At 38.5% G+C, this 21,605-nt stretch carries 26 protein-coding genes; 10 read left to right on the top strand and 16 right to left on the bottom strand.

Annotated elements, in window-relative coordinates; genetic code table 11:
- Positions 1-161 precede the first annotated feature (161 nt).
- The 6 genes from MHB40_RS06425 to MHB40_RS06400 all read right to left on the bottom strand — a co-directional run bounded on the left by MHB40_RS06425 (position 162) and on the right by MHB40_RS06400 (position 5,498).
- The gene (locus tag MHB40_RS06425) at positions 162-1,412 is read right to left on the bottom strand and encodes a thymidine phosphorylase (RefSeq protein ID WP_342442791.1); all 1,251 of its coding nucleotides are present in this window, start codon (positions 1,410-1,412) and stop codon (positions 162-164) included.
- 15 nt (positions 1,413-1,427) lie between these two features.
- Positions 1,428-2,609, bottom strand: a complete 1,182-nt coding sequence (gene deoB / locus MHB40_RS06420) for a phosphopentomutase (RefSeq protein ID WP_342442790.1) — start codon at positions 2,607-2,609, stop codon at positions 1,428-1,430.
- Positions 2,610-2,707: 98 nt separating this feature from the next.
- Positions 2,708-3,610, bottom strand: coding sequence for a site-specific tyrosine recombinase XerD (xerD, locus tag MHB40_RS06415; RefSeq protein WP_205442118.1), 903 nt, complete (start codon positions 3,608-3,610; stop codon positions 2,708-2,710).
- Positions 3,611-3,787: 177 nt separating this feature from the next.
- Complete coding sequence (locus tag MHB40_RS06410; RefSeq protein WP_004232171.1) at positions 3,788-4,252, bottom strand: Fur family transcriptional regulator; 465 nt, start codon at positions 4,250-4,252, stop codon at positions 3,788-3,790.
- 122 nt (positions 4,253-4,374) lie between these two features.
- Positions 4,375-4,887, bottom strand: coding sequence for a hypothetical protein (locus MHB40_RS06405; protein WP_205442117.1), 513 nt, complete (start codon positions 4,885-4,887; stop codon positions 4,375-4,377).
- Between the two features lie 53 nt (positions 4,888-4,940).
- Complete coding sequence (locus tag MHB40_RS06400; RefSeq protein ID WP_342442789.1) at positions 4,941-5,498, bottom strand: NUDIX hydrolase; 558 nt, start codon at positions 5,496-5,498, stop codon at positions 4,941-4,943.
- A 76-nt stretch (positions 5,499-5,574) separates the two neighbouring features.
- Between MHB40_RS06400 and MHB40_RS06395 the strand changes: the two genes are divergently transcribed.
- Together MHB40_RS06395 and MHB40_RS06390 are read left to right on the top strand one after the other, a co-directional pair.
- A complete protein-coding gene (locus tag MHB40_RS06395) occupies positions 5,575-6,474 on the top strand; it encodes an aldo/keto reductase (RefSeq protein WP_342442788.1) in 900 nt (299 codons plus the stop codon).
- Positions 6,471-6,950, top strand: coding sequence for a VanZ family protein (locus MHB40_RS06390; protein ID WP_342442787.1), 480 nt, complete (start codon positions 6,471-6,473; stop codon positions 6,948-6,950). The genes MHB40_RS06395 and MHB40_RS06390 overlap by 4 nt, the downstream gene beginning before the upstream one ends.
- A gap of 436 nt (positions 6,951-7,386) precedes the next feature.
- Here MHB40_RS06390 and MHB40_RS06385 read toward each other — a convergent pair whose 3' ends face one another.
- The 3 genes from MHB40_RS06385 to MHB40_RS06375 form a co-directional block, all read right to left on the bottom strand.
- Positions 7,387-7,893: a GNAT family N-acetyltransferase gene (locus tag MHB40_RS06385; protein ID WP_342442786.1), complete on the bottom strand. Its 507-nt coding sequence runs from the start codon at positions 7,891-7,893 to the stop codon at positions 7,387-7,389.
- Positions 7,894-8,072: 179 nt separating this feature from the next.
- Positions 8,073-8,339 carry a YqkE family protein gene (locus MHB40_RS06380; RefSeq protein WP_342442785.1) on the bottom strand — a complete coding sequence of 89 codons (267 nt, stop codon included), beginning with the start codon at positions 8,337-8,339 and terminating at the stop codon, positions 8,073-8,075.
- 23 nt (positions 8,340-8,362) lie between these two features.
- Positions 8,363-9,547, bottom strand: a complete 1,185-nt coding sequence (locus MHB40_RS06375) for an acetyl-CoA C-acetyltransferase (RefSeq protein WP_205442110.1) — start codon at positions 9,545-9,547, stop codon at positions 8,363-8,365.
- Between the two features lie 207 nt (positions 9,548-9,754).
- Here MHB40_RS06375 and MHB40_RS06370 point away from each other — a divergent pair, with 207 nt between their 5' ends.
- On the top strand, positions 9,755-10,726 hold the full coding sequence (locus tag MHB40_RS06370) for an alpha/beta hydrolase (RefSeq protein WP_342443700.1): 972 nt from the start codon (positions 9,755-9,757) through the stop codon (positions 10,724-10,726).
- Positions 10,727-10,775: 49 nt separating this feature from the next.
- Here the strand turns inward: MHB40_RS06370 and MHB40_RS06365 are convergent, their stop codons facing one another.
- The 3 genes from MHB40_RS06365 to sirA all read right to left on the bottom strand — a co-directional run bounded on the left by MHB40_RS06365 (position 10,776) and on the right by sirA (position 12,135).
- Positions 10,776-11,246, bottom strand: coding sequence for an S-ribosylhomocysteine lyase (locus tag MHB40_RS06365; protein WP_205442109.1), 471 nt, complete (start codon positions 11,244-11,246; stop codon positions 10,776-10,778).
- Positions 11,247-11,391: 145 nt separating this feature from the next.
- Positions 11,392-11,610: a YneF family protein gene (locus MHB40_RS06360; RefSeq protein ID WP_342442784.1), complete on the bottom strand. Its 219-nt coding sequence runs from the start codon at positions 11,608-11,610 to the stop codon at positions 11,392-11,394.
- A 99-nt stretch (positions 11,611-11,709) separates the two neighbouring features.
- On the bottom strand, positions 11,710-12,135 hold the full coding sequence (gene sirA / locus MHB40_RS06355) for a sporulation inhibitor of replication protein SirA (protein WP_243456062.1): 426 nt from the start codon (positions 12,133-12,135) through the stop codon (positions 11,710-11,712).
- Between the two features lie 340 nt (positions 12,136-12,475).
- Between sirA and MHB40_RS06350 the strand changes: the two genes are divergently transcribed.
- The 7 genes from MHB40_RS06350 (at position 12,476) to MHB40_RS06320 (ending at position 18,042) form a co-directional block, all read left to right on the top strand.
- Positions 12,476-12,832: an ABC transporter permease gene (locus tag MHB40_RS06350; RefSeq protein ID WP_205442107.1), complete on the top strand. Its 357-nt coding sequence runs from the start codon at positions 12,476-12,478 to the stop codon at positions 12,830-12,832.
- Positions 12,833-12,847: 15 nt separating this feature from the next.
- Entirely contained in the window at positions 12,848-13,486 is a 639-nt protein-coding gene (locus tag MHB40_RS06345; protein ID WP_342442783.1) for a PspA/IM30 family protein, read from the top strand.
- Between the two features lie 225 nt (positions 13,487-13,711).
- The gene (locus tag MHB40_RS06340; protein WP_342442782.1) at positions 13,712-14,827 is read left to right on the top strand and encodes an alpha/beta hydrolase; all 1,116 of its coding nucleotides are present in this window, start codon (positions 13,712-13,714) and stop codon (positions 14,825-14,827) included.
- 63 nt (positions 14,828-14,890) lie between these two features.
- Complete coding sequence (gene liaF, locus MHB40_RS06335) at positions 14,891-15,574, top strand: cell wall-active antibiotics response protein LiaF (protein WP_342442781.1); 684 nt, start codon at positions 14,891-14,893, stop codon at positions 15,572-15,574.
- Positions 15,571-16,611 (top strand): sensor histidine kinase, encoded by a 1,041-nt coding sequence (locus MHB40_RS06330; protein WP_342442780.1) that lies wholly within the window; start codon positions 15,571-15,573, stop codon positions 16,609-16,611. Before liaF ends, MHB40_RS06330 begins: the two co-directional genes overlap by 4 nt.
- Positions 16,586-17,218, top strand: a complete 633-nt coding sequence (locus tag MHB40_RS06325) for a response regulator transcription factor (RefSeq protein WP_009370700.1) — start codon at positions 16,586-16,588, stop codon at positions 17,216-17,218. Before MHB40_RS06330 ends, MHB40_RS06325 begins: the two co-directional genes overlap by 26 nt.
- 482 nt (positions 17,219-17,700) lie before the next feature.
- Positions 17,701-18,042, top strand: coding sequence for a hypothetical protein (locus MHB40_RS06320; protein WP_259419255.1), 342 nt, complete (start codon positions 17,701-17,703; stop codon positions 18,040-18,042).
- 237 nt (positions 18,043-18,279) lie between these two features.
- Here the strand turns inward: MHB40_RS06320 and glpX are convergent, their stop codons facing one another.
- From glpX to MHB40_RS06300, 4 genes are all read right to left on the bottom strand, one after another.
- On the bottom strand, positions 18,280-19,245 hold the full coding sequence (gene glpX, locus MHB40_RS06315; protein WP_259419256.1) for a class II fructose-bisphosphatase: 966 nt from the start codon (positions 19,243-19,245) through the stop codon (positions 18,280-18,282).
- Between the two features lie 96 nt (positions 19,246-19,341).
- Entirely contained in the window at positions 19,342-19,992 is a 651-nt protein-coding gene (gene dhaL / locus MHB40_RS06310; RefSeq protein WP_259419257.1) for a dihydroxyacetone kinase subunit DhaL, read from the bottom strand.
- Positions 19,993-20,004: 12 nt separating this feature from the next.
- Positions 20,005-21,006 (bottom strand): dihydroxyacetone kinase subunit DhaK, encoded by a 1,002-nt coding sequence (locus MHB40_RS06305; RefSeq protein ID WP_342442779.1) that lies wholly within the window; start codon positions 21,004-21,006, stop codon positions 20,005-20,007.
- Positions 21,006-21,476: an RpiB/LacA/LacB family sugar-phosphate isomerase gene (locus MHB40_RS06300; protein ID WP_259419259.1), complete on the bottom strand. Its 471-nt coding sequence runs from the start codon at positions 21,474-21,476 to the stop codon at positions 21,006-21,008. Before MHB40_RS06300 ends, MHB40_RS06305 begins: the two co-directional genes overlap by 1 nt.
- Between the last annotated feature and the right edge of the window lie 129 nt (positions 21,477-21,605).

Here is a 21,605-nt window from a genome sequence, read left to right as displayed (position 1 = left end):
TCCGAAATAGTGTCTAATCGACATACTTATAGCTTTTTAGGTTAAGTGCAGTATGGGATAAATCAACAATTTCTAAACGCTATCGATTGCTAAAGTTTGGCGATTCATGGAACACAAAAAAGCGAGAGCCCTCTTAAAGTGAGGGCTCTCGCTAAGGATCTTTATGCAATTGTATAAGCTTGTTGAATTTTATTAATTGTTTCTTCATCAATTGGTTGATTTGAATATAAATAAGCAATCGTATCGCCAGTATGGACATGGTCACCTTTTTTAGCAATAAGCTGAATGCCTGCATCATAATCTAGCTGCGATTCCTTCGTTAAACGCCCAGCGCCTAGACTAACACTTGCTTCCCCAACTAATAAGGCATTAATAGTTTCCACAGTGCCCCCTGTAATCGCTGTCACTGCTACTTTATGAGCTGTTTCATTTTGAACAATATCAGAGACTACTCCACCTTGCGCCACAATAAACTCCTCGAATTTTGCAGCTGCAGAGCCATCTGCAAGTACTCGCTTCACCGCAGCAGTCGCTTCCGCTTCATTCACGCCAGCAGCGATTTGGTACATTAAGGAAGAGATGACAACACATTCATCAACCAAATCCTCATGCGTTTCTTCCAAGCGTCCACTTAATAAGGCATATGCCTCGACAACCTCAAGCTTATTACCAATCATTTTCCCTAATGGATTATCCATATCACTAATATGTGCGATGACTTTACGTCCAAGTTTTTCTCCAATAGCCGTCATTGTATCCGCTAAACGCTGTGCTTCTTCCTGCGTCTTCATAAACGCACCTGAGCCACATTTTACATCGAGTACAATACCATCGGCACCGCTTGCAATTTTTTTACTCATAATCGATGCTGCGATTAATGGAATAGAATCGACAGTACCTGTCACATCACGCAATGCATACAATTTTTTGTCGGCTGGTACAAGATTACCTGTTTGTCCAGCAACGGCAATTTTATGCTGATTGACATTATCAATGAACTCTTGTGATGAAAGTTCTGTTTTGAAGCCCTGAATGGATTCCAGCTTATCGATTGTTCCCCCAGTAATCCCTAAACCTTTACCGCTAAATTTCGCAACAGGAATTCCTAGAGCAGCAATAATTGGTGTGACAACAAGTGTGACCTTGTCACCAACTCCTCCTGTTGAGTGTTTATCAATTTTAAAGCCTTCAATAGATGTTAAATCAATGACATCGCCTGATTCGATCATTGCCTTTGTTAAATAAAATGTCTCATCATCAGACATGCCCAGTAAACGTATCGCCATTAATAAAGAACTTGCTTGATAATCTGGGATTGAGCCTGTCGTATAGCCTTCAACAAAATACTGAATTTCAGCTTGAGAAAGCTCTAATCCTTGTTTTTTCTTTTCAAACAATTGAACCATATTCATACGAAAAAAACCCCCTTATTTCAAATCATGTAAGAAACTTTTACCGAATGGTGGTGCTTCTACATGAAAGTTTTCTGCAACTGTTGCTGCAATATCTGCAAAAGTTTCACGAAGCGCAAGTTCCGCCCCACCGTTAAAACGTGGTGAATAGACAATTAGTGGTACATATTCACGTGTATGATCTGTCCCTGGGAAGGTTGGATCATTGCCGTGATCTGCTGTAATAATTAATAAATCGTCTTCTGACATGGCTTCTAGAATTTCTGGTAGGCGTGCATCAAATTCTTGTAATGCTTGTCCATAACCTAGTGGATCACGACGATGGCCAAAATTGGCGTCAAAGTCCACTAAATTTAAGAAGCTAAGTCCGCGGAAGTCACGACGTACAACTTCTGCAAATTGATCCATACCATCCATATTATTTTTTGTACGGACCGAATCTGTCACACCTTCACCATTGAAAATATCTGAGATTTTTCCAATGGCAATCACATCTAATCCCGCGTCCTTCAAAACGTTCATCGTTGTACGACCAAATGGCTTTAACGCATAATCATGACGATTGGATGTACGAGTAAAGTTTCCAGGCGTACCCACAAATGGTCGGGCAATGACGCGACCTACTAAATAGTCAGGCTGTAATGTTAATTCACGAGCAATTTCGCAAATTTTATATAACTCTTCTAGTGGAATGATTTCCTCATGAGCCGCAATTTGTAAAACAGGATCGGCTGATGTATAGACAATAATCGCTCCAGTTTCCATATGCTCCTTCCCGAAGTCTTCAATCACTTGTGTACCACTTGCTGGCTGATTGCACAGTACTTTACGACCTGTACGTTTCTCTAGCTCATCAATTAGCTCCGCTGGAAACCCATCTGGATACACTTTAAATGGTTTATCAATATTTAACCCCATGATTTCCCAATGGCCTGTCATCGTGTCTTTACCAACTGATGCTTCTTGCATTTTACCGTAGTATGCTTTAGGGTCAGTAGTTGCATGCATTCCATGCAATGGTTCAATATTCGCTAAACCAAATGACTCCATTACTGGCATTGTAAGCCCATTCATTTTTTCAGCGATATGTCCTAGTGTATGTGCGCCAACATCACCGAAATTGGCAGCGTCTGGTGCTTCACCAATACCTACGGAGTCCATGACAACGACATGGATTTTATTAAATGGTTTATTCATAATGGTTGCCTCCTAATCTCATGACTCTATTTTACCAAAAAAATGCGAAAAATAAAGGTCAGACATCCGACTGAAATATAATTTTTTCCTATGATGTTTTAAGCACGTGGATGGAATTGCTTATAGACCTCAGATAATCTTGTTTTGCTAATATGTGTATAAATCTGCGTAGTAGAAATATCTGCATGACCAAGCATCTCCTGTACCGCTCGTAAATCGGCTCCATTTTCAACCAAATGAGTGGCAAAAGAATGACGCAATGTATGTGGTGTTAATTCATGTTGGATGCCTGCCTTTAATGCATGCTCCTTCATTAATTTCCAACAACCCTGCCTTGTTAAACGTTTCCCTCTTTGATTAATAAAGAACGCATCTGTTTTAGGGTGCTTTCCCTGTAATTGACCACGAGCACCGTTTAAATAGCCATTTATTGCCGAAAGTGCGCTTTTGCCGAGTGGAATGATTCGCTCCTTGCCGCCCTTCCCAAATACACGTACAAAGCCCATGGTTAAATGAATATCAGCTAAATCCAGTGCAATGAGTTCACTGATACGCATACCAGACCCATACAATAACTCCAGCATGGCAAGATCACGTATGCCTTGTGGCTTACTTCGATTCGGAGCTGTTAGTAAAGCTTCAATTTCTTCGATAGATAAGATATTAGGCAATTTTTGCTCAATTGTCGGCATTTCCAAATGAACTGTCGGATCGGTTTCTGCACGCTTTTCTCGTAGTAAAAATTGGTGGAAACTCCGAATAGATGAAATATGACGGGCAACTGTACGACTTGTCTTCCCCTGTGCCCGCAATTGCTCTAAATGGCGTAATATAGTTGTCCGTTCCACACGACTAAAATCAGCCATACCCTCTGCTTCCTGTAAAAAATGAACATAGCTTTCTAAATCTCGGCGATAGGATGCTAATGTATTAACAGATAACTGCCTTTCCACCTGAATAAAATGGATATAGTCCTCTACTGCATATTGAAATTCATTCATCACAACGCCCCCTTACTGTCAATTATTCTCTATTTTAGCATGGCCTTAAGAAATGTGCTAAAGCACCCTCCGTTCGACATAAACCACCAACCATAATAGAATTTGTACTTCATTTTTATAAAAACAAAAAACTGCCCGATTCAATCTATACCAAAGATTAAAACAGACAGTTTTTTGTTATTTTTCTTCATTCGATTCGTCGTTTTTATCATGACAGCGCCAGCATATGCCGTGGAAAGTTAGTCGGTGATCTTTTATGATAAAGTTCCAACGTTTTTCAACAACGGCTTCCACATCTTCAAGTAAATCTTCTTGAATTTCATCAACAGCACCACATTCGATACAAACAAGATGATGGTGGAAATGGGCAGCTCCCTCTTGGCGTAAGTCATAGCGCGATACGCCATCGCCAAAGTTGATTTTGTCGACAATTTTGAGCTCCGTTAATAATTCTAACGTTCTATAAACAGTAGCTAGACCAATCTCTGGTGCTTTTTCCTTTACTAAAAGATAAACATCTTCAGCACTTAGGTGGTCCTCTTCGTGCTCAAGCAAGACAGCAACTGTCGCTTCTCGCTGCGGCGTCAGCTTGTAACTAGCACTATGCAACTGTTTTTTTATACGATCAATTCGGCTCTCCATGTGACGCCCCCCTAAACTCTTTCCATTATACCAAAGGAGTAAATCCTATTACAAGATAGTGAATAGATTTCTAACCTGCTTCTACTTTTTTATCTGATCACAATTTTTGTCTATTCAATCCATCATTTTAACACATATGAAATAACAATAAACTCAGCAACTATTATGATGAAAAATGCGATAAAATTCAACAAAATTGTCCGACCAGATACTTGTTTCCCGATTTTTCGCTTTGACCAAGCGGGTACAAGTAAATTGCATAGGACTAGCAACAATATACAATAGATGAGCTGAAATGGAAACCACCAAATCGTATAAAGCCAAAAAGCTTCAAGTTTTTGTAATAAAAAAACCGAACTAAAGCCAAAAAAAGTGGCACGCATGGCTACGGTCACACGCACTAACACCTTTAAGACGCTATGTGTTGCTAGTAATAATACAAGACCTATGGAAATAGCGACAGGCAGCACTAAACGAAAAATGGATTGCCTGTCCCCATCTGCTAAACGAGGCTCTATAAATAAAATAAAGGGTTCCGCTTTCGGTCCACCAATAATATGAAAGAAAATAACGCCACAAACAAAACTTACCGCAATGATGGAAGCGTGATAAAAAATAGACACCGTACGAGACATAAACATGCTCCTTTTCTATCAAGGTTTGTACAGCTTATGCTCGTCCGTCTCTATTATGCTAAAAGATTCTTTTCTAAATTTGCAGCCAGCCACAGTACTGCAAATGCTGTTTTAGCATCATATATACGCTGGTCAGCCACCATTAATTGTGCTTCTTCCAACGAAACTTCTAAAAGTTCGACAAATTCATCCTCATCTAAATCTGCTTTATTGTCTATTGTATATAATTCCTTGGCTACAAACAAATGAATGACTTCATCCGCAAAGCCTGGTGATGTTGCAAAGGTTTGTAAAAAACTAAGTTTATGCGCTCCATAACCTGTCTCTTCCTCTAATTCTCGGCGTGCTGTCGCCACAGGTTCCTCACCAGACTCAAGTTTTCCAGCCGGAATTTCAATAATAGAACGCTCCAGCGCTTTACGATATTGTTCTACTAACACTAGTTTCCCCTCGTCCGTAACAGCAATCACTGCTACGGCACCTGGGTGCTTAATTATTTCACGTTTTGCAACCTGTCCATTTGGTAATGTAACATCATCAATTTGTAGTTTTATTATTCTTCCGTCATAGATTGGTGTCGATTTCGTTGTTTTTTCCTCAAACTTTTTCATTGACGATTACCTCGCTTGTTCTTCAGATATGTTCATTGTACCATTACAAGTAGAGAAATCGAAGGAGGTCATTCGTATGAAAAAAAGACAGCTTGGTACAAGCGAATTGTTTATTTCAGAGATTAGTTTAGGAGGCATGTCTCTTTCGACAGATAAAACACAAGCAGCTGCCATTGTCGATATGGCACTAGATGCTGGTATTAATTATATAGATACAGCTGATTTATATGATTATGGTGCTAACGAAGAGATTATTGGCACAACATTAGGTAAACGTCGTCAGAATGTCATCTTAGCAACAAAAGTAGGTAATCGTTGGGTAGAAGGTGTAGATGGCTGGCAGTGGGATGCATCACCATCCTATATAAAAGAAGCTGTCCATGCTAGCTTACAACGTTTAGGAACGGACTATATTGATGTATATCAATTACACGGTGGCACAATCGAGGATGATTGGGATGGAATTATTGACGCTTTTGAAGGATTGAAAAAAGACGGGCTCATTCGTGAATATGGCATTTCCTCTATTCGTCCAAATGTTTTGCAACGGTTTTTACCTGCAAGCTCAGCAAAAAGCGTTATGATGCAATATAGTGCTCTAGATCGCCGCCCTGAAGAATGGCTTGAGTTTATTGCGAATCAAGGTGCATCTGTTGTAACACGTGGCACAGTGGCAAAGGGCTTATTAACGAATAGCTGGCAACAACGTCTACAACAGGTTAATGGTTTTAACACCTATACAGCTGAGGAGTTAACAACAACGTTAACAGACTTAGCTTCACACTATGATGATTTGCATGCATTGGCTACCGCTTTTAATCTGAAAGAGCCGACAATCGCTTCTACGGTCATTGGCGCAAGCTCACAACAACAGCTAGCTCAAACACTTGCTGCCTACGAGAAAATCAATTCCATAACAGATTTTAAGTTAGCGAATGAGCGAACAAAAAATGAGATTTATCAAGAACATCGATGAAAAAATGGCTAATTTTTATCATTTGTCTAGTCGTACTAGTAATCTCCTCTAGTATGACCTATGAGCAACAGAGCATATTACCAGAATTAGAAGATTTACTTGCCAATAAACCTTTTGAAAAACAACTATCTATTTTAAAAATTCCCTATTGGGGAACCATTGTTTCCGTTGAAGAACGTGGTTATTTTCCATTTGTAGAGTTTTTAATTCGTAAATTGACACATTTCATGGGATTTGGCTGCATCGCACTTGGTCTATATTTTGCCTGGGGAAAACGACGTTTTGCAGCAAGTATTGCCATTGGTGGAACAGCTATGATTGCTACGCTTGATGAATTTCGACAAAGCTTTACCCCAGGTCGTACAATGAGTGCTCAGGATGTACTTGTCGATACAGCTGGAGCCATTGTTTTTGTTAGTATCGCTGTAGCAATGAGAAAAATACTCAAAAATAAAAGACAAAAGGCATTATCCTAGCCTTTTGTCTTCATCGTGTTGAATAACAAAATATCCATAGAATATAAAGTAAAAAAGGTTTGCCGTTCCGCAAAAGAGCGCTCTTTTTTACAAAGGTTTCACAAATAAAATGAAGGTGTTCACTACTCACTTTATTGATGGTCGTTGTGATGAATCCCTTCTCTACTCTCTAAAAATATTTTATTCACTACTGGTACTTATGAAGGACCCTGAAGTGGCACTTTTGCAGCATGGTTGATTGAATGGAGCCAGCATCACTCCTAGGGGATTTAGCGTCACAGTGAAGCGGCTCATCGGACGCCCCACGGAAAGATCTCTGGCGGAACGGAAATCAACCCCACGCCTTGCTAAAAAATCTTTTTCTTGTGACATTACCTTTTTTCAACAACATAAAGACAAAAGGTACAATCATAGCCTTTTGTCATAGCCATTTATTTCAAAGTTGGAACCTCCAAAAATAGAGGGAGTTTGTTTCTTTATACAAGGCAGCTCCCGCTTTTTCTAAAACTCGATGGGATGCCACATTATCTTTTTCGGTATCTGCAATAACGTATTTTACATTTGGCTGATGAAGTAACCAGTTTTTTAGAGCTATGATTGATTCGGTCATATAGCCCTGCCCCTGATAATAAGGAAAAGTATAATACCCAATCACAACTTCCCCTCGCTCATTTGGCATACCTTTAAGCATTATGCCACCAACAGCGCAATTTTTTTCTGTTAACACAAGTAACCAATTCGTATGCCACAGATAGTTTTGCTCATCTTCTACTACTTTGGAAAGTCTAAAATAAAGCGCTTGTTTAAGCTCGCAATCTAAACTCCCTACACCTTTAGACAATGACAACTCCTCCGCCATTTGCTCCTCATGCTCTATTAGTAATTTTAGATACTTGGCGTTTAAAGGAATTAAACTTATTCTTTTTGTCTGTAATTCTACCATGTTGTTCTCCTAACATAATTTAATCGATACTAAACTACAATTAGGTATATGTTATTGGCAGCGTCTCCCGTTCCATTGAATTCAAAAATCTCTCTTTATATATCGACTATAACGACATAATTTTAATGCTGTAAAAGACAAAACAGTGAACCCACCTGTGTGAATTCACTGTTTTTTTCTTAAAATTTAGAGCCTTTATCGCCATATTCGTTTAGTAGTTCTTCAAACGATTTATTTTTTTCACGTTGTTTACGTTCAAAAGCTAGTTTTGCTTGGCGTTCTTCTTCTGCTGCCTGCTCTTTCGCAGTTAAATCTTGCTTCGCTGCTTTTAATTTTGCTAGCACATCGCCACCTAGCTGATCTGCTAATGTGACCGCCTCTTGCTTAGGTAGGCTGGCTGTTAAGCTATTGTCTGTATGTTGTTGCTGTTTTCTTTTCTTTCCCATTTCTATTCACCTTCTTATAGACATCAAGGGCGCTTCACTACTGTTGCTACGCCTTGTCCCCCACCGATACATAATGTGGCTAAACCCGTTCTCACATCACGCTTTTCCATCTCATGTAATAGCGTTACCAAAATACGAGCACCACTTGCACCGATTGGGTGACCAAGAGCAATAGCACCCCCGTTAACATTTAGTTTATCATGATTAAAGCTTAATTCACGATCTACAGCAATCGATTGTGCTGCAAATGCTTCATTTGCCTCAATTAAATCGATATCGTTTAAAGTAATCTCGGCCTTTGTCAGCGCTTTTTGTACTGCTTTTACAGGACCTGTTCCCATAATAGCAGGATCTACACCAGCACTAGCATTCGCTGTAATAATCACCATCGGTTGAATACCTAGCTCTTGTGCTTTTTCCTTTGACATCACCACTACCGCTGCCGCACCATCATTAATACCAGACGCGTTCGCTGCTGTCACAGAGCCATCCTTTTTAAATGCTGGTCGTAGCTTAGCTAAGGACTCCGCTGTCACACCTGCTCGTGGGAATTCATCTTGATTGAAAAGAAGTGGCTCTCCCTTACGCTGTGGAATTTCGACAGCGACGATTTCATCTTCAAACTTGCCAGCTGCAATCGCTGCCTCTGCACGTTGCTGAGAACGAGCTGCAAAAGCATCCTGCTCTTCTCGAGAAATTTGATACATATCACATAAATTTTCAGCTGTAATCCCCATATGATAATCATTAAAAGCACACCATAGGCCATCATGAATCATTGTATCTACTACCTTTTGATCGCCCATTCGGAAGCCTTCTCGTGCATTTTTTAAGACATATGGAGCCTGACTCATATTTTCAAATCCACCTGCAACAACAATCTCAGCATCTCCCGCTATAATCGCCTGTGTTGCTAAATGAACAGCCTTTAAACCTGATCCACATACCTTATTAATTGTTAATGCAGAAACCTCATGTGGTAAACCAGCCTTAATTGCTGCTTGACGAGCTGGATTTTGTCCAAGTCCAGCCGCTAAAACATTCCCCATAATGACCTCATCGACGTGTTCCCCTGCTACGCCAGCACGTGCTAATGCCTCTTTAATGACAATGCTACCTAACGTTGTCGCTGGTACGTCTTTTAATGTCCCCTGAAATGAGCCGATAGCTGTACGCACCGCACTCACGATTACTACCTCGTTTGTCATAATCATTCTCCCCTTTTCCCCGTTCAAAAATCAACACTGCATGCATATGCTACTAGCAGATATGTATATTTTAACAAATATTATGACGATTTTCGATAATAGAAATAATCGCAGTTTTGCCAAAGATATTGTAAAATGTTGACGTGTTTTAAACAATCTTAGTTGGGAACATTACAAATAAGAAACAGCATGTGGAGGTGTTTTATGATGAAAAAGAAGATGCTTTTATTCTCTGGTATTACAACAACGCTAGCCGCAGCTGCAACAGGTCTGTTCGGCTTCGCGCTTTCCAATAAATTAATGTATATCCAACAAAAAGACCCTGAATTTATTCGGGAACGAGAAACGACTGCAAAGCGCTTTGATGAAGCTTGGTACAATAAAAACTTGAAATGTGAGCTGAATATTGATTCCCCAAATGGCTACTCAATTCGAGGCATTATGTTTCAGCCTTTGCAAACCAATAACACCATCATCATTTGCCACGGGGTTACCGAAAATAAAATAAATTCCGTGAAATATGCTCGCCTATTTGAAAGACTTGGCTATAATTCCGTTATATTTGACCACCGTCGCCATGGTGAATCGGGAGGCAAGACAACCAGCTATGGCTACTATGAGAAAAACGATCTTGATGCCGTTGTGAAAACAGTAAAAGCCATGATTGGCGAGGATGCTATTCTTGGCATTCATGGTGAATCGATGGGTGCTGCAACCATGCTCCTCTATGCAGGAACGGTTGAAGATGGAGCTGATTTTTATATCTCAGATTGTGCATTCTCTGATTTTTCTATGTTGCTCAAGCAAATTGCGAAAACTGAATTTAAATACGGCTCGATTATTCCTATTCGTTTTGCCGACTTTTTTGTTCGTCTCCGAGATGGTTACTCATTTAAAAGTGTAACACCTGCAGAAGCTGTCACACATATTGAAAAACCTGTACTCTTTATCCATAGCATTCCAGATACATTTATTCCAGCCTCCATGTCACTAGATCTTTACAATAAAAAAGCAGGCCCAAAAAAATTAAAACTTTTTGATACAGGCGCACATGCACAGTCCTTTAATGAAAATATGGATGAATATGAGGATTTAATTCATGATTTTTTAGAAAATTTTATTTATCAAAAAATCAATCGGGATTCTTCCTCCTCCAATGTCATCCCATTCCATTTTTAGTGCGTATAAAAACCTTGCGGAATTTTTTATCGCAAGGTTTTCATTTTGTTTATTCTTCAAACACGATATGCCATTCATCACGTTTTGCTAAAAATTCTTGCGCTAATGCTTGTGCCCCTTCTAAGCTATGGCTAGCTGCCCAGCCACATTGCACTTCATTGCAGGCAGGTACGGCTGTTGCCTTTGTCACGTCTGTAAAGGTTTTTTCTAAAATAGTTAATAAATCCTCATAATCATTATGATTGATCAATGATACATAGAAGCCTGTTTGACAACCCATTGGACTGAAATCAACAATATGATCTGAGTAATTACGGATAATGTCAGCGGATAAATGCTCTAAAGAATGCAATGCAGGCATTTCCATATGCTCTTTATTTGGCTGTTTAAAGCGAATATCGTATTTATATACTTCATCGCCATTTTGGCCCGTTTTCACACCTGCTAAACGAACATAAGGTGCCTTTACTTTTGTATGATCTAGATCAAAACTTTCTACATTTGTTTTTTCTTTTTGCAAAATATACAACTCCCTTCCGTATGGTAATTCTATTATACATAGTTTCCCGATAGAATTGTATGATTTTCAAGAATTTTTTAAATACTGTTAAAAATAAAAAAAAACAACTAGTTATGCTTGAACTAGTTGCTCTGATCATTCCAAATTACTTCTGGAATTTATTCATTTGCGCCATCATTTGACGTACTTGCTTTTCAGACGGCGTACGACCCATTTGTGCCATCATCATACGAATCATTTGCTCATTAATAGGTGGGTTTTCTTTTAAATATTTCATCATAGCTTGACGAGCGAAATAGAAACCAAGTGCCGCGCCCGCTGCTAATGCGATAATTACGATAATAATCCAGCCCCATATAGGCATACAACCAACCTCCTCCACTACAATATACCGAGAAAAAACTCTCCACGCTCCATTATACACGAAATAATAGCGTGTTACTATATATTGTAGTGAATTTTCCTAGTGCATTGTATACTTCATCGGCTTTAACCACCCACACTCATTATCCTGTTTATTAAAAGCAATAAAGCGTTCACTCATTTTAGCAAGCATTTGAAATAAATCTAAATCTAGCATTCGTGAACCTTCACAATAAACACAAATTTTACGATCCACTAAATAAATAGCCATTTTGCCTTTTATCGGATGTTCTAAAAACAAAGCATTGCGAGCTCTTTCTAGGTGTGCATATTTGGAATCAAGTTGTTGCTCTAACATGGCTGCAATCTCCTCAAAACGAACGGATTCACATATATATGCAAGCTCTTTTAAGGATTTCTCGTTGGCATCTTCACAACCTTGCATCATCTCTAATAACTTACGCTCTCTGCCAAAAATAAACGTTAAATGCTCTTCTTTTATCTTATATATAGAATAGGTTCTCACCAGAAATCCTCCTTCGCTCAGTTTCTTTTCCATAAGTATAGCTCATTCAATCTTGTTTATTTGTCAAACGAAGGAGGGATCTCTCTTCTATTTTTGTCGAAAAAATTCTAGTTTCGGATCTATAAATGACTTTATGACAAATGGTAATTATATCCAAGAATAAATAATATTTTTCCAAAAAATAAGAAAAAACCGCTTGTTTAGCACGCCAAAAACCTTCTATTGTGGCTGCTTAGATGAATCTCAGCCTCGAGACCTAGTACAAAATCAATTTCGAGTCCGTTTTAGACAATCTTGTAAACAGGTAACATAAAGGTACAAACGAAAGGAGCTAAAACAAATGAAAAAATTTCTTTTATTAACTGGAGGCGTCATTGCAGCATGTGTTGCACTTGCGTTAATCGGACCACTGGCAGGATTATTATTCTCCGGACTATTTGTAGCACTGGGCATGCACTTCTACATTGCTAGTAAGTCAACATTCGGTAAAATTTTCTGGTTTACAGTTGGTCTAATCGGTGTCCTATCAGCAGTGTCCAACATTCCAGCAATGGTTGGTCTTGCAGCAATCGCCATTATCTATGTTATCTATAAAAAATGGAATGGTGAAGATGTAAAAATCCCAACAATTGAAGAAAAAAAAGAAGAAGATCCGTTTACAAACTTTGAAAAAGAATGGTCAAACTTAACAAAATAAAAGGAGCGAATTTAAATGAACTTATTTCAACGTTTTAGATATACAGTAGAGGCAGACTTACATCAATTATTTGATAAGAAGGAACAAAAAAATCCGATTGCGATGTTAAATCAATACATTCGTGAAGCAGAAAAGCAAACGGAACAAACAGGCAAATTATTAGAGCGACAAGGGCAATTAAAAGAAAAACTAGAGCAAGAATATAAAGAGAACGCGGATTTACTTGCTAAACGTGAATCTCAATTGGCACTAGCAAAAACGAGCGGAGAGCAGGACTTAATTGATTTCGCTACGGATGAAGTAACAGCTTATTCAGCCCGTAACCTTACATTACAAGCTAGCATTGAAGCAAGTACACGTGAATACTTCGAGCTTGAGCGTAAATTTGAAACAATGAAGCATAAAATTAAAGATATGAAAGTGCGTCAATTACAGCTGATGGGGAAAGAAAATGTAACTCGCGCCCATCATCAAATGGATGGAATGATCGCCAAAAACAATAAAACAAACTTTGAAGATTTAGAAGCGTATATCGATAAATTAGCTTATCAAATCGATAAAGATCATGAGCTCACAACTTTTGAGGCAAGACTCGCAGAATTAGAAAAAAAAGCAGTAGAAGATAGCTCACCACTGCTAATTGAAAATAAATAACATGGTATAATATAAAGAGATAAGGGATGCCTCTATTTAGGAAGCATCCCATTTCTTTGAAGAAAAGTAATCTACATTTATAGGACCTTCTCTCTTCCAAATAACAAAAGATTCAATGCAACAGATTTTTCAATAGCATTTTTCCTTGGTGGTTTATTGATATTTGTAGTTACCTTGATTTGGGTATTGTATTAGCGATTAATACTGGAAAAGGAAATTACTAAGATGAAAATTAAAAAGTGGGTCCATCATATGATTAAAATCTGCCTTTTTGCTTTAATTTTTCTCCTCGTACTTTCAATCTGTTTATTGTGTTATCGTTCCATTGTTCAACAACAGATAAAGCAACAAAGTACGGCCATTATTGAAAATGGTGGTATTAGTGAACTAAAAGAAATAACTGTAAATGGAGATAAACAATTTATACTAGTAGAGGGGCAAGATAAAGAAAGACCATTTTGTTTATTCCTTCATGGTGGCCCTGGCTCCCCATTTCCATATGGGGTAAGTGCTAGAACGCTGTTTCCTGAGATTACCGAGAACTGCGTAGCCGTATTTTATGATCAACGGGGTTCTGGTAAAAGTTATAATAAAAACTTATCATTAAACACAATGAACTTAGTTCAATTCACAGAAGATGCTAATAGTATTGTGGATTTTATAAGAGTACATTACAAACAGGAAAAGATCTTTATCATTGGGCAATCTTTTGGAACAGTAATCGGAACACAATTAATAGCTCAATATCCCGAAAAGTTTCACGCTTATCTAGGCATTTCGCAATTAACGAATCCAACAAAGGGACAGGAACTTGGTTATGAGTGGCTAAAGAACGAAGCTCAAGCAATTGACGATGAGAAAACTCTTAGAATTTTGGAGAGTTTTGATAAAAAACCCTATCTTGAAGAAGATGAAGACCAGTTTAGTAAACTTATCAATCAATATAAAGGAATGAATTATTCTGATGATACCATAGAAAAGGTGAACCTTTTTAATTTAATCAAAGGGGCTTTCACTTCACCTGACTATTCTTTACAAGATATTTATCATGCATTTATTTCTGGTCCCCAATTTAGTCTTATCGAAAGCAAGGAATTAAAAAAAGAAATTATCCTTACTAATTTTTTTGAAACTGTTAAAACTATAGAAATCCCTGTTTATCTTATTCATGGAATATATGATAAACAGGCAAATTATGAATTATCTAAACAATATTACGAGATTTTAGATGCACCAAACAGCAAGGAGTTTATCACATTACAACACTCTGCTCACTATCCAAACAAACTTGATGTCACACTAATAAATGACACATTGAAAAAAATGCTTGAAAAATATTAACGCATGAAACTTGTAGAGAAGTTCAGCTTCTCACATCAATTTCTAGAAGGAAGGGTGACCCTCTTGCAAAATTTCACAACAAATAAGCTCACATTTTGGGTACTTTGCTTCTTTTTACTCGTCTTCGTGGAGCTAACTATTTTTAATAACGGTGGTGCCTTCTGTTTATTGATTGGGGCTGTACTTCTTTATTTAAGTTTTTCCAAAAAAGTTCGATTTTTTAAATGGACAGGAATTTTCTTTATTGCCATTGCTTTGTTCACGATGTGGAGCTTACGTTTATTTATCGTCATCATGCTCTTATATATGCTCTATCAATACTTACAAAGAGAAAACGAGCCAAAAGTAGTTGGTGCTGAGCTTTTTGAAAAGCTCCCTGCGACTAAAAATGACTTAATTGGCACAATGCCAGCGCCTACAGAAGCATATAAATGGCAAGATGTACAAATTCAGCGCCTTGCAGGAGATATTACCATCGATACAACGCAAACGATCTTACCAGCTGGCACTAGTTTAATTACAATTCGACAAGGTATCGGTAAAGTTCAAATTTATATTCCTTATGAAATTCCATTCCGTTTACAGTATACGACGTTATTTGGTGAGCTTTCCTGCTTACATGTCGGGCCACAACGTATATTAAATGAAAGTATTACTTTCTCCGATGGCAACCCTGAGGATGCTAAACGTGTATTGATTATTCATGTCGCAACCTGGCTTGGAGATTTGGAGGTGCTACGAAAATGATTGCCTTTATCTCAAGATTATTTACATTATTTTTTATTTTAATGAGTGCTGTTTTCGGTCTTCTTGTTGCACTATGGGGCAATCCTGATGAAAAAACATGGGAGCCCTTATGGCAGCAGAATTACGATAATATCCCTCTAGGTGGCATCATCATAGTTAGCCTGTTTATACTTAGCTTCCTGTTTGCCAGCTGGATCAGTATGACTGCAAGGGCACGAGAAGCGCAGGCAACACGAATAGTGAAACAATTAATCGAGCCTGATTTTGTTTTTCCTCAAAAACAAGCTCTTCCGAAGTCGTTAAAAAAGGCACTTGTCCAAACGAGTGAATTAATCGATACACAACGTAAAAGTTTACAGCGTTTGTCTAATGAACGGGCTGAGGCCAATGATAAGATAATTCAGGAGCGTATTATTGCTGAACGCCAACGTCTAGCTAGAGAACTACATGACTCTGTGTCACAGCAACTATTTGCTGCCTCTATGTTACTATCCGCATTAACTGAAAATGACGAACATGCTACTAGCTTAAAACAGGTGGAGAAAATCGTTCAGCAGGCACAGCTAGAAATGCGTGCATTACTGCTACACTTACGGCCTGTAGCTCTACACAATAAAACTTTGGCACAAGGCTTAGAGGAATTGATTATTGAGCTTCAGCAAAAAGTTTATTTCCATATTGAATACGAGCTAGAGGAAATGGCCTTAACGAAAGCAGAGGAAGATCATTTATTTCGTATTGCACAGGAAGCCCTCTCCAATACGCTTCGTCATGCCAAAGCAAGTGAGGTCGAATTACTGCTTGTGGCAAGAGACGACTTAGCTATTTTACGAATTCAGGATAATGGGTTAGGCTTTGATGTGGAGGCTGATAAATCAACGTCGTACGGCTTACAAAATATAGCTGAACGAGCAGTTGAAATTGGCTGCACCTATAAAATTGTATCAGTGCCTGGTGAAGGAACAATTGTAGAGGTTAAAATTCCTTTACAAAAAGAGGAGGTCAATGTCGATGATACAAGTGCTCATAGTGGATGATCATGAAATGGTACGGATTGGTGTGTCAGCCTATCTTTCAGCACAGCCAGATATTACGGTTGTAGGTGAGGCTGAGAACGGTAAAGAAGCTGTGGAACGTGCCCTAGCGCTAAGGCCTGATATTATTTTAATGGATAATGTGATGCCTGTTATGACAGGAGCAGAGGCAACAGTGGAAATATTAGCAGCATGGCCTGAGGCAAAAATCATGATGGTGACTAGCTTTTTAGATGATGATAAAGTATATCCTGCCTTAGAGGCTGGCGCGGTAAGCTATATTTTAAAAACATCTAATGCCAAACAAATTGCAGATGCTATTCGAAAAACGATGGGTGGCGAAACGGTATTAGAGCCAGAGGTCACTTCCAAAATGATGCACCGCATGCGCCACGGCAATAGTACGCCACTATACGAACAATTGACTGAACGTGAAATGGAAGTATTATTGCTAATGGCCCAGGGTAAAGCCAATCAGGAAATCGCTGATGAGCTATATATTGCCTTGAAAACAGTAAAAACACATGTTAGTAATATTTTAGCAAAGCTAGAAGTTCAAGATCGTACTCAAGCCGTCGTCTACGCCTTCCAAAATGGGCTAGCGAAATAACCATCTATCCATTGCGCTTTGAGGACATGGCGATCTTTCAACAGAAATCTTACCAACTAATCATCCATTTATTTTAGTATGAGCCAAAATAAATGGATGATCCTGCGTAGAAAACGTCCTTGCAACAGACACCCATTGATTTATCTTATCCTATACTCCCCCAAGATGAAAAGGGATTAAAGCAGTAGGTCTTTGCGCTTCAATACTTCTAAACTTACTATATAGAGAACAAGACGAATCCCAAGTGGTCAGACTAGCAACTAAATCGTACTCTCCTCACCACCAATAAATTTGATCGCAATACTCGTAAAATTTTTTAGGCTTCTTACCATATACTAGTTTAACCATGCCTATATATATTCGATGAGATTTAGCAAAATTGATACTATGAAATGAGAAGTCAAAATAATCTTGATAGTACGTTTTGTTAGATAGAACTTTTTATCGTTTGGTACGTTAGTATTTATAAAAGGGGAGCTTTCATGGATAGTCGTTTTACGTATCAGCACTTTATTAAAAATAATGCTTTTGCATTATTGGACCCTGTTTTTATTGTATTGCTGCTGTTCTCCATTGTACTGCTTATCATCGTTTTGCTGAAAAAAGTGCCTGTTTGGGTATGTACTCTTTTTGGTACTTTAACTAGTATTGTAGCCGCACAGCTTCTTTGGTTTTCTGGCATTATTGCTGATGAGCTAGGGATTGGTGGTAGTGCAAAAAGCTTTAATCTTTTTATTAGTATCGTGATTGTGCAGTGTCTTAGTTTATGGGTAACTAGCAAGAAAAACAATAAAAAAATACCGCAACATAGCAGCGTGATGTAAAGTCACGCTGTGTTGCGGTATTTTTATGTAGCTTATAGTGCTTTTACTTTTGCTACAACGTTTTCGACTGTAAAGCCATATTTCTCGATGACTAATTCACCTGGTGCGGATGCGCCGAATTTATTGATTAACTATACAGCTTCTTTATGGACTGCACCCTGCTTTTCAACAGGAGATACTATGTAAGCTCCCCCCTTCGCTACACCCTTATATACGATTTCAATAGAAGCGTGATTGCTAATTAGCCGTTACTAAAATCTCATTTTCTTCATGTTTTGCTTCAACAAACTGTCTATGATTTGGGGCAACAACTAAACTATATGAATGCATTATCGCTTGCTGTTGCATAACCCCCTTTAAAATAAAGCCATCCGTGACACCTGTTGCAGTAAATAAACAATCATCTGTTTGAACAAGTTCATCCAATGTCCAAATTTGATGAGGGTCTTTGATACCCATTTTGACACAGCGGGCATATTCCTCCTCTGTCTCTGGCATCAATTGACCTAAAAAGTCACCACCAAATCCTTTTTGTGCCGCTGCAGCAATAACCCCTTCTGGTGCACCACCAATACCAATAAACAAATCAACGTCACATTGCTCTAATGATGTTGCTAAAACGCCTGTAATATCGACTTCGGCAAAAAGCTTGACCTTAGCTCCTTCCTCTAATACATCCTCAATCCATTGCTGATGACGTGGACGATCTTGAATCATCACCGTTAATGCACGTACAGGCTTATGTAATGCCTTTGCTACACGATGCATATTTTCTTTTAAAGAATCCGTTAAACAAATCGCCCCTTTCGCTTGAGGTCCGCAAGCCATTTTTTTCATATACATATCAGGTGCATGAAGTAATGTTCCTTGTGGTGCTACAGCCATCACTGCCATTGCATCATTCATACCTTTTGCTACTAATGTAGTGCCTTCAATTGGATCTACTGCAATATCAACATGCAAAGCTTCTCCTGTTCCAAGCTTTTCTCCAATATAAAGCATCGGTGCTTCATCCATTTCACCTTCACCAATGACAACTGTAATATCCAATGGTAATTGGTTCAGTTCATTTCGCATCGCATTTGTTCCTGCACCATCAGCCGCTATCTTATTGCCACGTCCAATCCACGGATAGGCGTTCAGCGCTGCCATCTGTGTTACTTTCATAAAATCATTTGCAAAATGCTTAATTTGTACAGTCATTTTCATCATTCCTTTCAAAAAAGGCAATAAAAAACACTCACCCTAAAAAAGGCATGTCCGAAAACATCATTTAAAGCGGATGAATGCTATTTTTAGTTATACACGCATCGTATTTTGTGCGATGTATAAAAATTGCTCCATAATTAATGCTGCTGATGTAGCACCAGGATCTTGCACGCCAATGGAACGTTCACCTAAGCGGCTTGAACGACCTCGTTTTGACAATAAATCTTTCGTTGATTCAGCACCTTCTTTAGCAGCAGCAACAGCTTTTTCAAAGGCTACAGGAAAATCTCCATCCTTATTAAATTCAGCAATTAATGTTTCACGCGCTGGAATAAGTGCATCCATCATCGTTTTATCGCCTAACTCTGCTTGCCCACGCTCCTGTACTCCATCTACAAAGGCAACCCAAAAATCTTTCCATGCTTCATCATTTAACATATCTTTACCTTTTATGGCTTTCGCCCCACGCATAAAGCCTGTTGCATATAATGGACCAACGGATGAACCAACCGCACTTAAAAATGTACGACCAGCAGTTGAACTTACTTTGACACAGTCCTCTTCCTCAGCTAAAGGCCCTTCTAGTTGTTCTTTAACAGCTTGCCAGCCAATAGACATTGTGACACCATGATCACCATCACCTAATTTACGGTCAAGCTCACATAAATAATCTTTTTGTTCTTCAATCATATCCACTATTTTCAATAAAAACTGTTTAAATTGTGTTACCGTGACTTCCATCTCGCTTCCTCCCTATCGCTGTACATACATTGGACAATCTGCTGCAAAATCAATGACTTCCATCAGCTCGTCATCTAATTGTGCAATGGATATAGATGCACCACCCATTTCTAAAGATGTGCTATAATTTCCCACAAATGAACGATGAATGTGAATATTTTTTGCTGTTAAAATTTGTTCAACACGACGGAATAAAATATATAGTTCCATATTCGTTGTTGAGCCTAAACCATTTACTAATACAGCTACTTTGTTACCGCTTTCAATTGGCATATCTTCTAAAATAGCATCTACCAATCTATCTACAACCTCGTCAGCCGTTTGAAGTTTACCTTTTTCAATACCTGGTTCTCCATGATGTCCTAAACCAATTTCCATCTCATCCGCTTCTAATTCAAAGCTTGGCTGACCTGTTTGTGGTAGTGAGCACGGTGAAAGACCAACACCCATTGTACGTGTCACATCGTTCATTTTATTCGCAACACGCACAACCTCTTCTAAACTATAGCCCTTTTCAGAGGCAGCCCCAGCAGCTTTCGTCACGAAAAACTCACCTGCAATACCTCGACGTTTGTGCTGTTCTTCCTTTGGTGCGGATGCAACATCATCTGTTACAATGACACATTCTACAGTAATATCTTCCTCTAAATCGGCAAGCTCTGCTGCCATTCCGAAATTCATTAAATCACCTGCATAATTTCCATAAATATAGACAACACCTTGTCCATTATCAATTTTTTTCGTTACCTCAACAATTGGATCTGGGGAAGGAGAAGCAAAAATATTCCCTACAGCTACACCATCTGCCATCCCATATCCTACATAACCCATAAAAGCAGGCTCATGACCTGAGCCACCACCAATTAAAACACCCACTTTTTGGCTTTCTTCACGAACAGCAACTAAAGCACGTTTATTTTCTGCTAATTGCTGTACATAATTTGGAAAGGCTTTTACATAGCCTTCAATCATTTCATCCACAACATTTGCAGGATCATTCATTAATTTTTTCATTATCTATGTACACCCCCATCAATATAACTTTGTTCTTGGTTCATAATTTGTTGTACTTTACGCGCGGAATTACCACCTGGAAAAGCCGAATTCAAATAGATTTCTACTACTTTTTTTGCTGCTTCTATGCCAATTACTTTTTCACCTAAAGTAATAATTTGTGCGTCGTTACTTTTACAAGCTCGTTCCGCTGAATAAACATCATGTGTTGTTGCTGCACGAATCCCTGGTACTTTACATGCCGCAATCGCCATACCTAGCCCTGTACCACACACTAAAATGCCTCGATCTAATTGATTGTTCATAATAGCTGTGCCTACTGTGAACGCAACACCTGGGTAATCAATTTCTGTACAATTGTCTTTTGAACCATAATCAATCACTTCATGACCTAATTCTTCGGTAATATATTGTTGCAAAACTTGTTTCAAATGATGTGCATTATGGTCTGAACCTAAACCAATTTTCATTATACAATTTCCTCCTACTTGTCATCTATATATATTTGGTATTTTCTGATAAATATAATATTATTCTCACACACAGATTTTCGTTTGTCAATTTTTATTTTCGTTCATTTTCGTTTATTTTCGTTTTTA

Origin of the sequence: Lysinibacillus sp. FSL K6-0057 (genome assembly GCF_038630885.1) — a bacterium.
GTDB classification, from domain to species: domain Bacteria; phylum Bacillota; class Bacilli; order Bacillales_A; family Planococcaceae; genus Lysinibacillus; species Lysinibacillus fusiformis_F.
Note: the sequence above shows the minus strand (reverse complement) of the source record. Positions and strands in the feature narration are given on the sequence as shown.

Coding starts and splice junctions, on each gene's coding strand:
- MHB40_RS06425 (WP_342442791.1), bottom strand. CDS start 1,412: ATGAATATGGTTCAATTGTTTGAAAAGAAAAAACAAGGATTAGAGCTT.
- deoB (WP_342442790.1), bottom strand. CDS start 2,609: ATGAATAAACCATTTAATAAAATCCATGTCGTTGTCATGGACTCCGTA.
- xerD (WP_205442118.1), bottom strand. CDS start 3,610: ATGAATGAATTTCAATATGCAGTAGAGGACTATATCCATTTTATTCAG.
- MHB40_RS06410 (WP_004232171.1), bottom strand. CDS start 4,252: ATGGAGAGCCGAATTGATCGTATAAAAAAACAGTTGCATAGTGCTAGT.
- MHB40_RS06405 (WP_205442117.1), bottom strand. CDS start 4,887: ATGTCTCGTACGGTGTCTATTTTTTATCACGCTTCCATCATTGCGGTA.
- MHB40_RS06400 (WP_342442789.1), bottom strand. CDS start 5,498: ATGAAAAAGTTTGAGGAAAAAACAACGAAATCGACACCAATCTATGAC.
- MHB40_RS06395 (WP_342442788.1), top strand. CDS start 5,575: ATGAAAAAAAGACAGCTTGGTACAAGCGAATTGTTTATTTCAGAGATT.
- MHB40_RS06390 (WP_342442787.1), top strand. CDS start 6,471: ATGAAAAAATGGCTAATTTTTATCATTTGTCTAGTCGTACTAGTAATC.
- MHB40_RS06385 (WP_342442786.1), bottom strand. CDS start 7,893: ATGGTAGAATTACAGACAAAAAGAATAAGTTTAATTCCTTTAAACGCC.
- MHB40_RS06380 (WP_342442785.1), bottom strand. CDS start 8,339: ATGGGAAAGAAAAGAAAACAGCAACAACATACAGACAATAGCTTAACA.
- MHB40_RS06375 (WP_205442110.1), bottom strand. CDS start 9,547: ATGACAAACGAGGTAGTAATCGTGAGTGCGGTGCGTACAGCTATCGGC.
- MHB40_RS06370 (WP_342443700.1), top strand. CDS start 9,755: ATGAAAAAGAAGATGCTTTTATTCTCTGGTATTACAACAACGCTAGCC.
- MHB40_RS06360 (WP_342442784.1), bottom strand. CDS start 11,610: ATGCCTATATGGGGCTGGATTATTATCGTAATTATCGCATTAGCAGCG.
- MHB40_RS06350 (WP_205442107.1), top strand. CDS start 12,476: ATGAAAAAATTTCTTTTATTAACTGGAGGCGTCATTGCAGCATGTGTT.
- MHB40_RS06345 (WP_342442783.1), top strand. CDS start 12,848: ATGAACTTATTTCAACGTTTTAGATATACAGTAGAGGCAGACTTACAT.
- MHB40_RS06340 (WP_342442782.1), top strand. CDS start 13,712: ATGAAAATTAAAAAGTGGGTCCATCATATGATTAAAATCTGCCTTTTT.
- MHB40_RS06330 (WP_342442780.1), top strand. CDS start 15,571: ATGATTGCCTTTATCTCAAGATTATTTACATTATTTTTTATTTTAATG.
- MHB40_RS06325 (WP_009370700.1), top strand. CDS start 16,586: ATGATACAAGTGCTCATAGTGGATGATCATGAAATGGTACGGATTGGT.
- MHB40_RS06320 (WP_259419255.1), top strand. CDS start 17,701: ATGGATAGTCGTTTTACGTATCAGCACTTTATTAAAAATAATGCTTTT.
- glpX (WP_259419256.1), bottom strand. CDS start 19,245: ATGACTGTACAAATTAAGCATTTTGCAAATGATTTTATGAAAGTAACA.
- dhaL (WP_259419257.1), bottom strand. CDS start 19,992: ATGGAAGTCACGGTAACACAATTTAAACAGTTTTTATTGAAAATAGTG.
- MHB40_RS06305 (WP_342442779.1), bottom strand. CDS start 21,006: ATGAAAAAATTAATGAATGATCCTGCAAATGTTGTGGATGAAATGATT.
- MHB40_RS06300 (WP_259419259.1), bottom strand. CDS start 21,476: ATGAAAATTGGTTTAGGTTCAGACCATAATGCACATCATTTGAAACAA.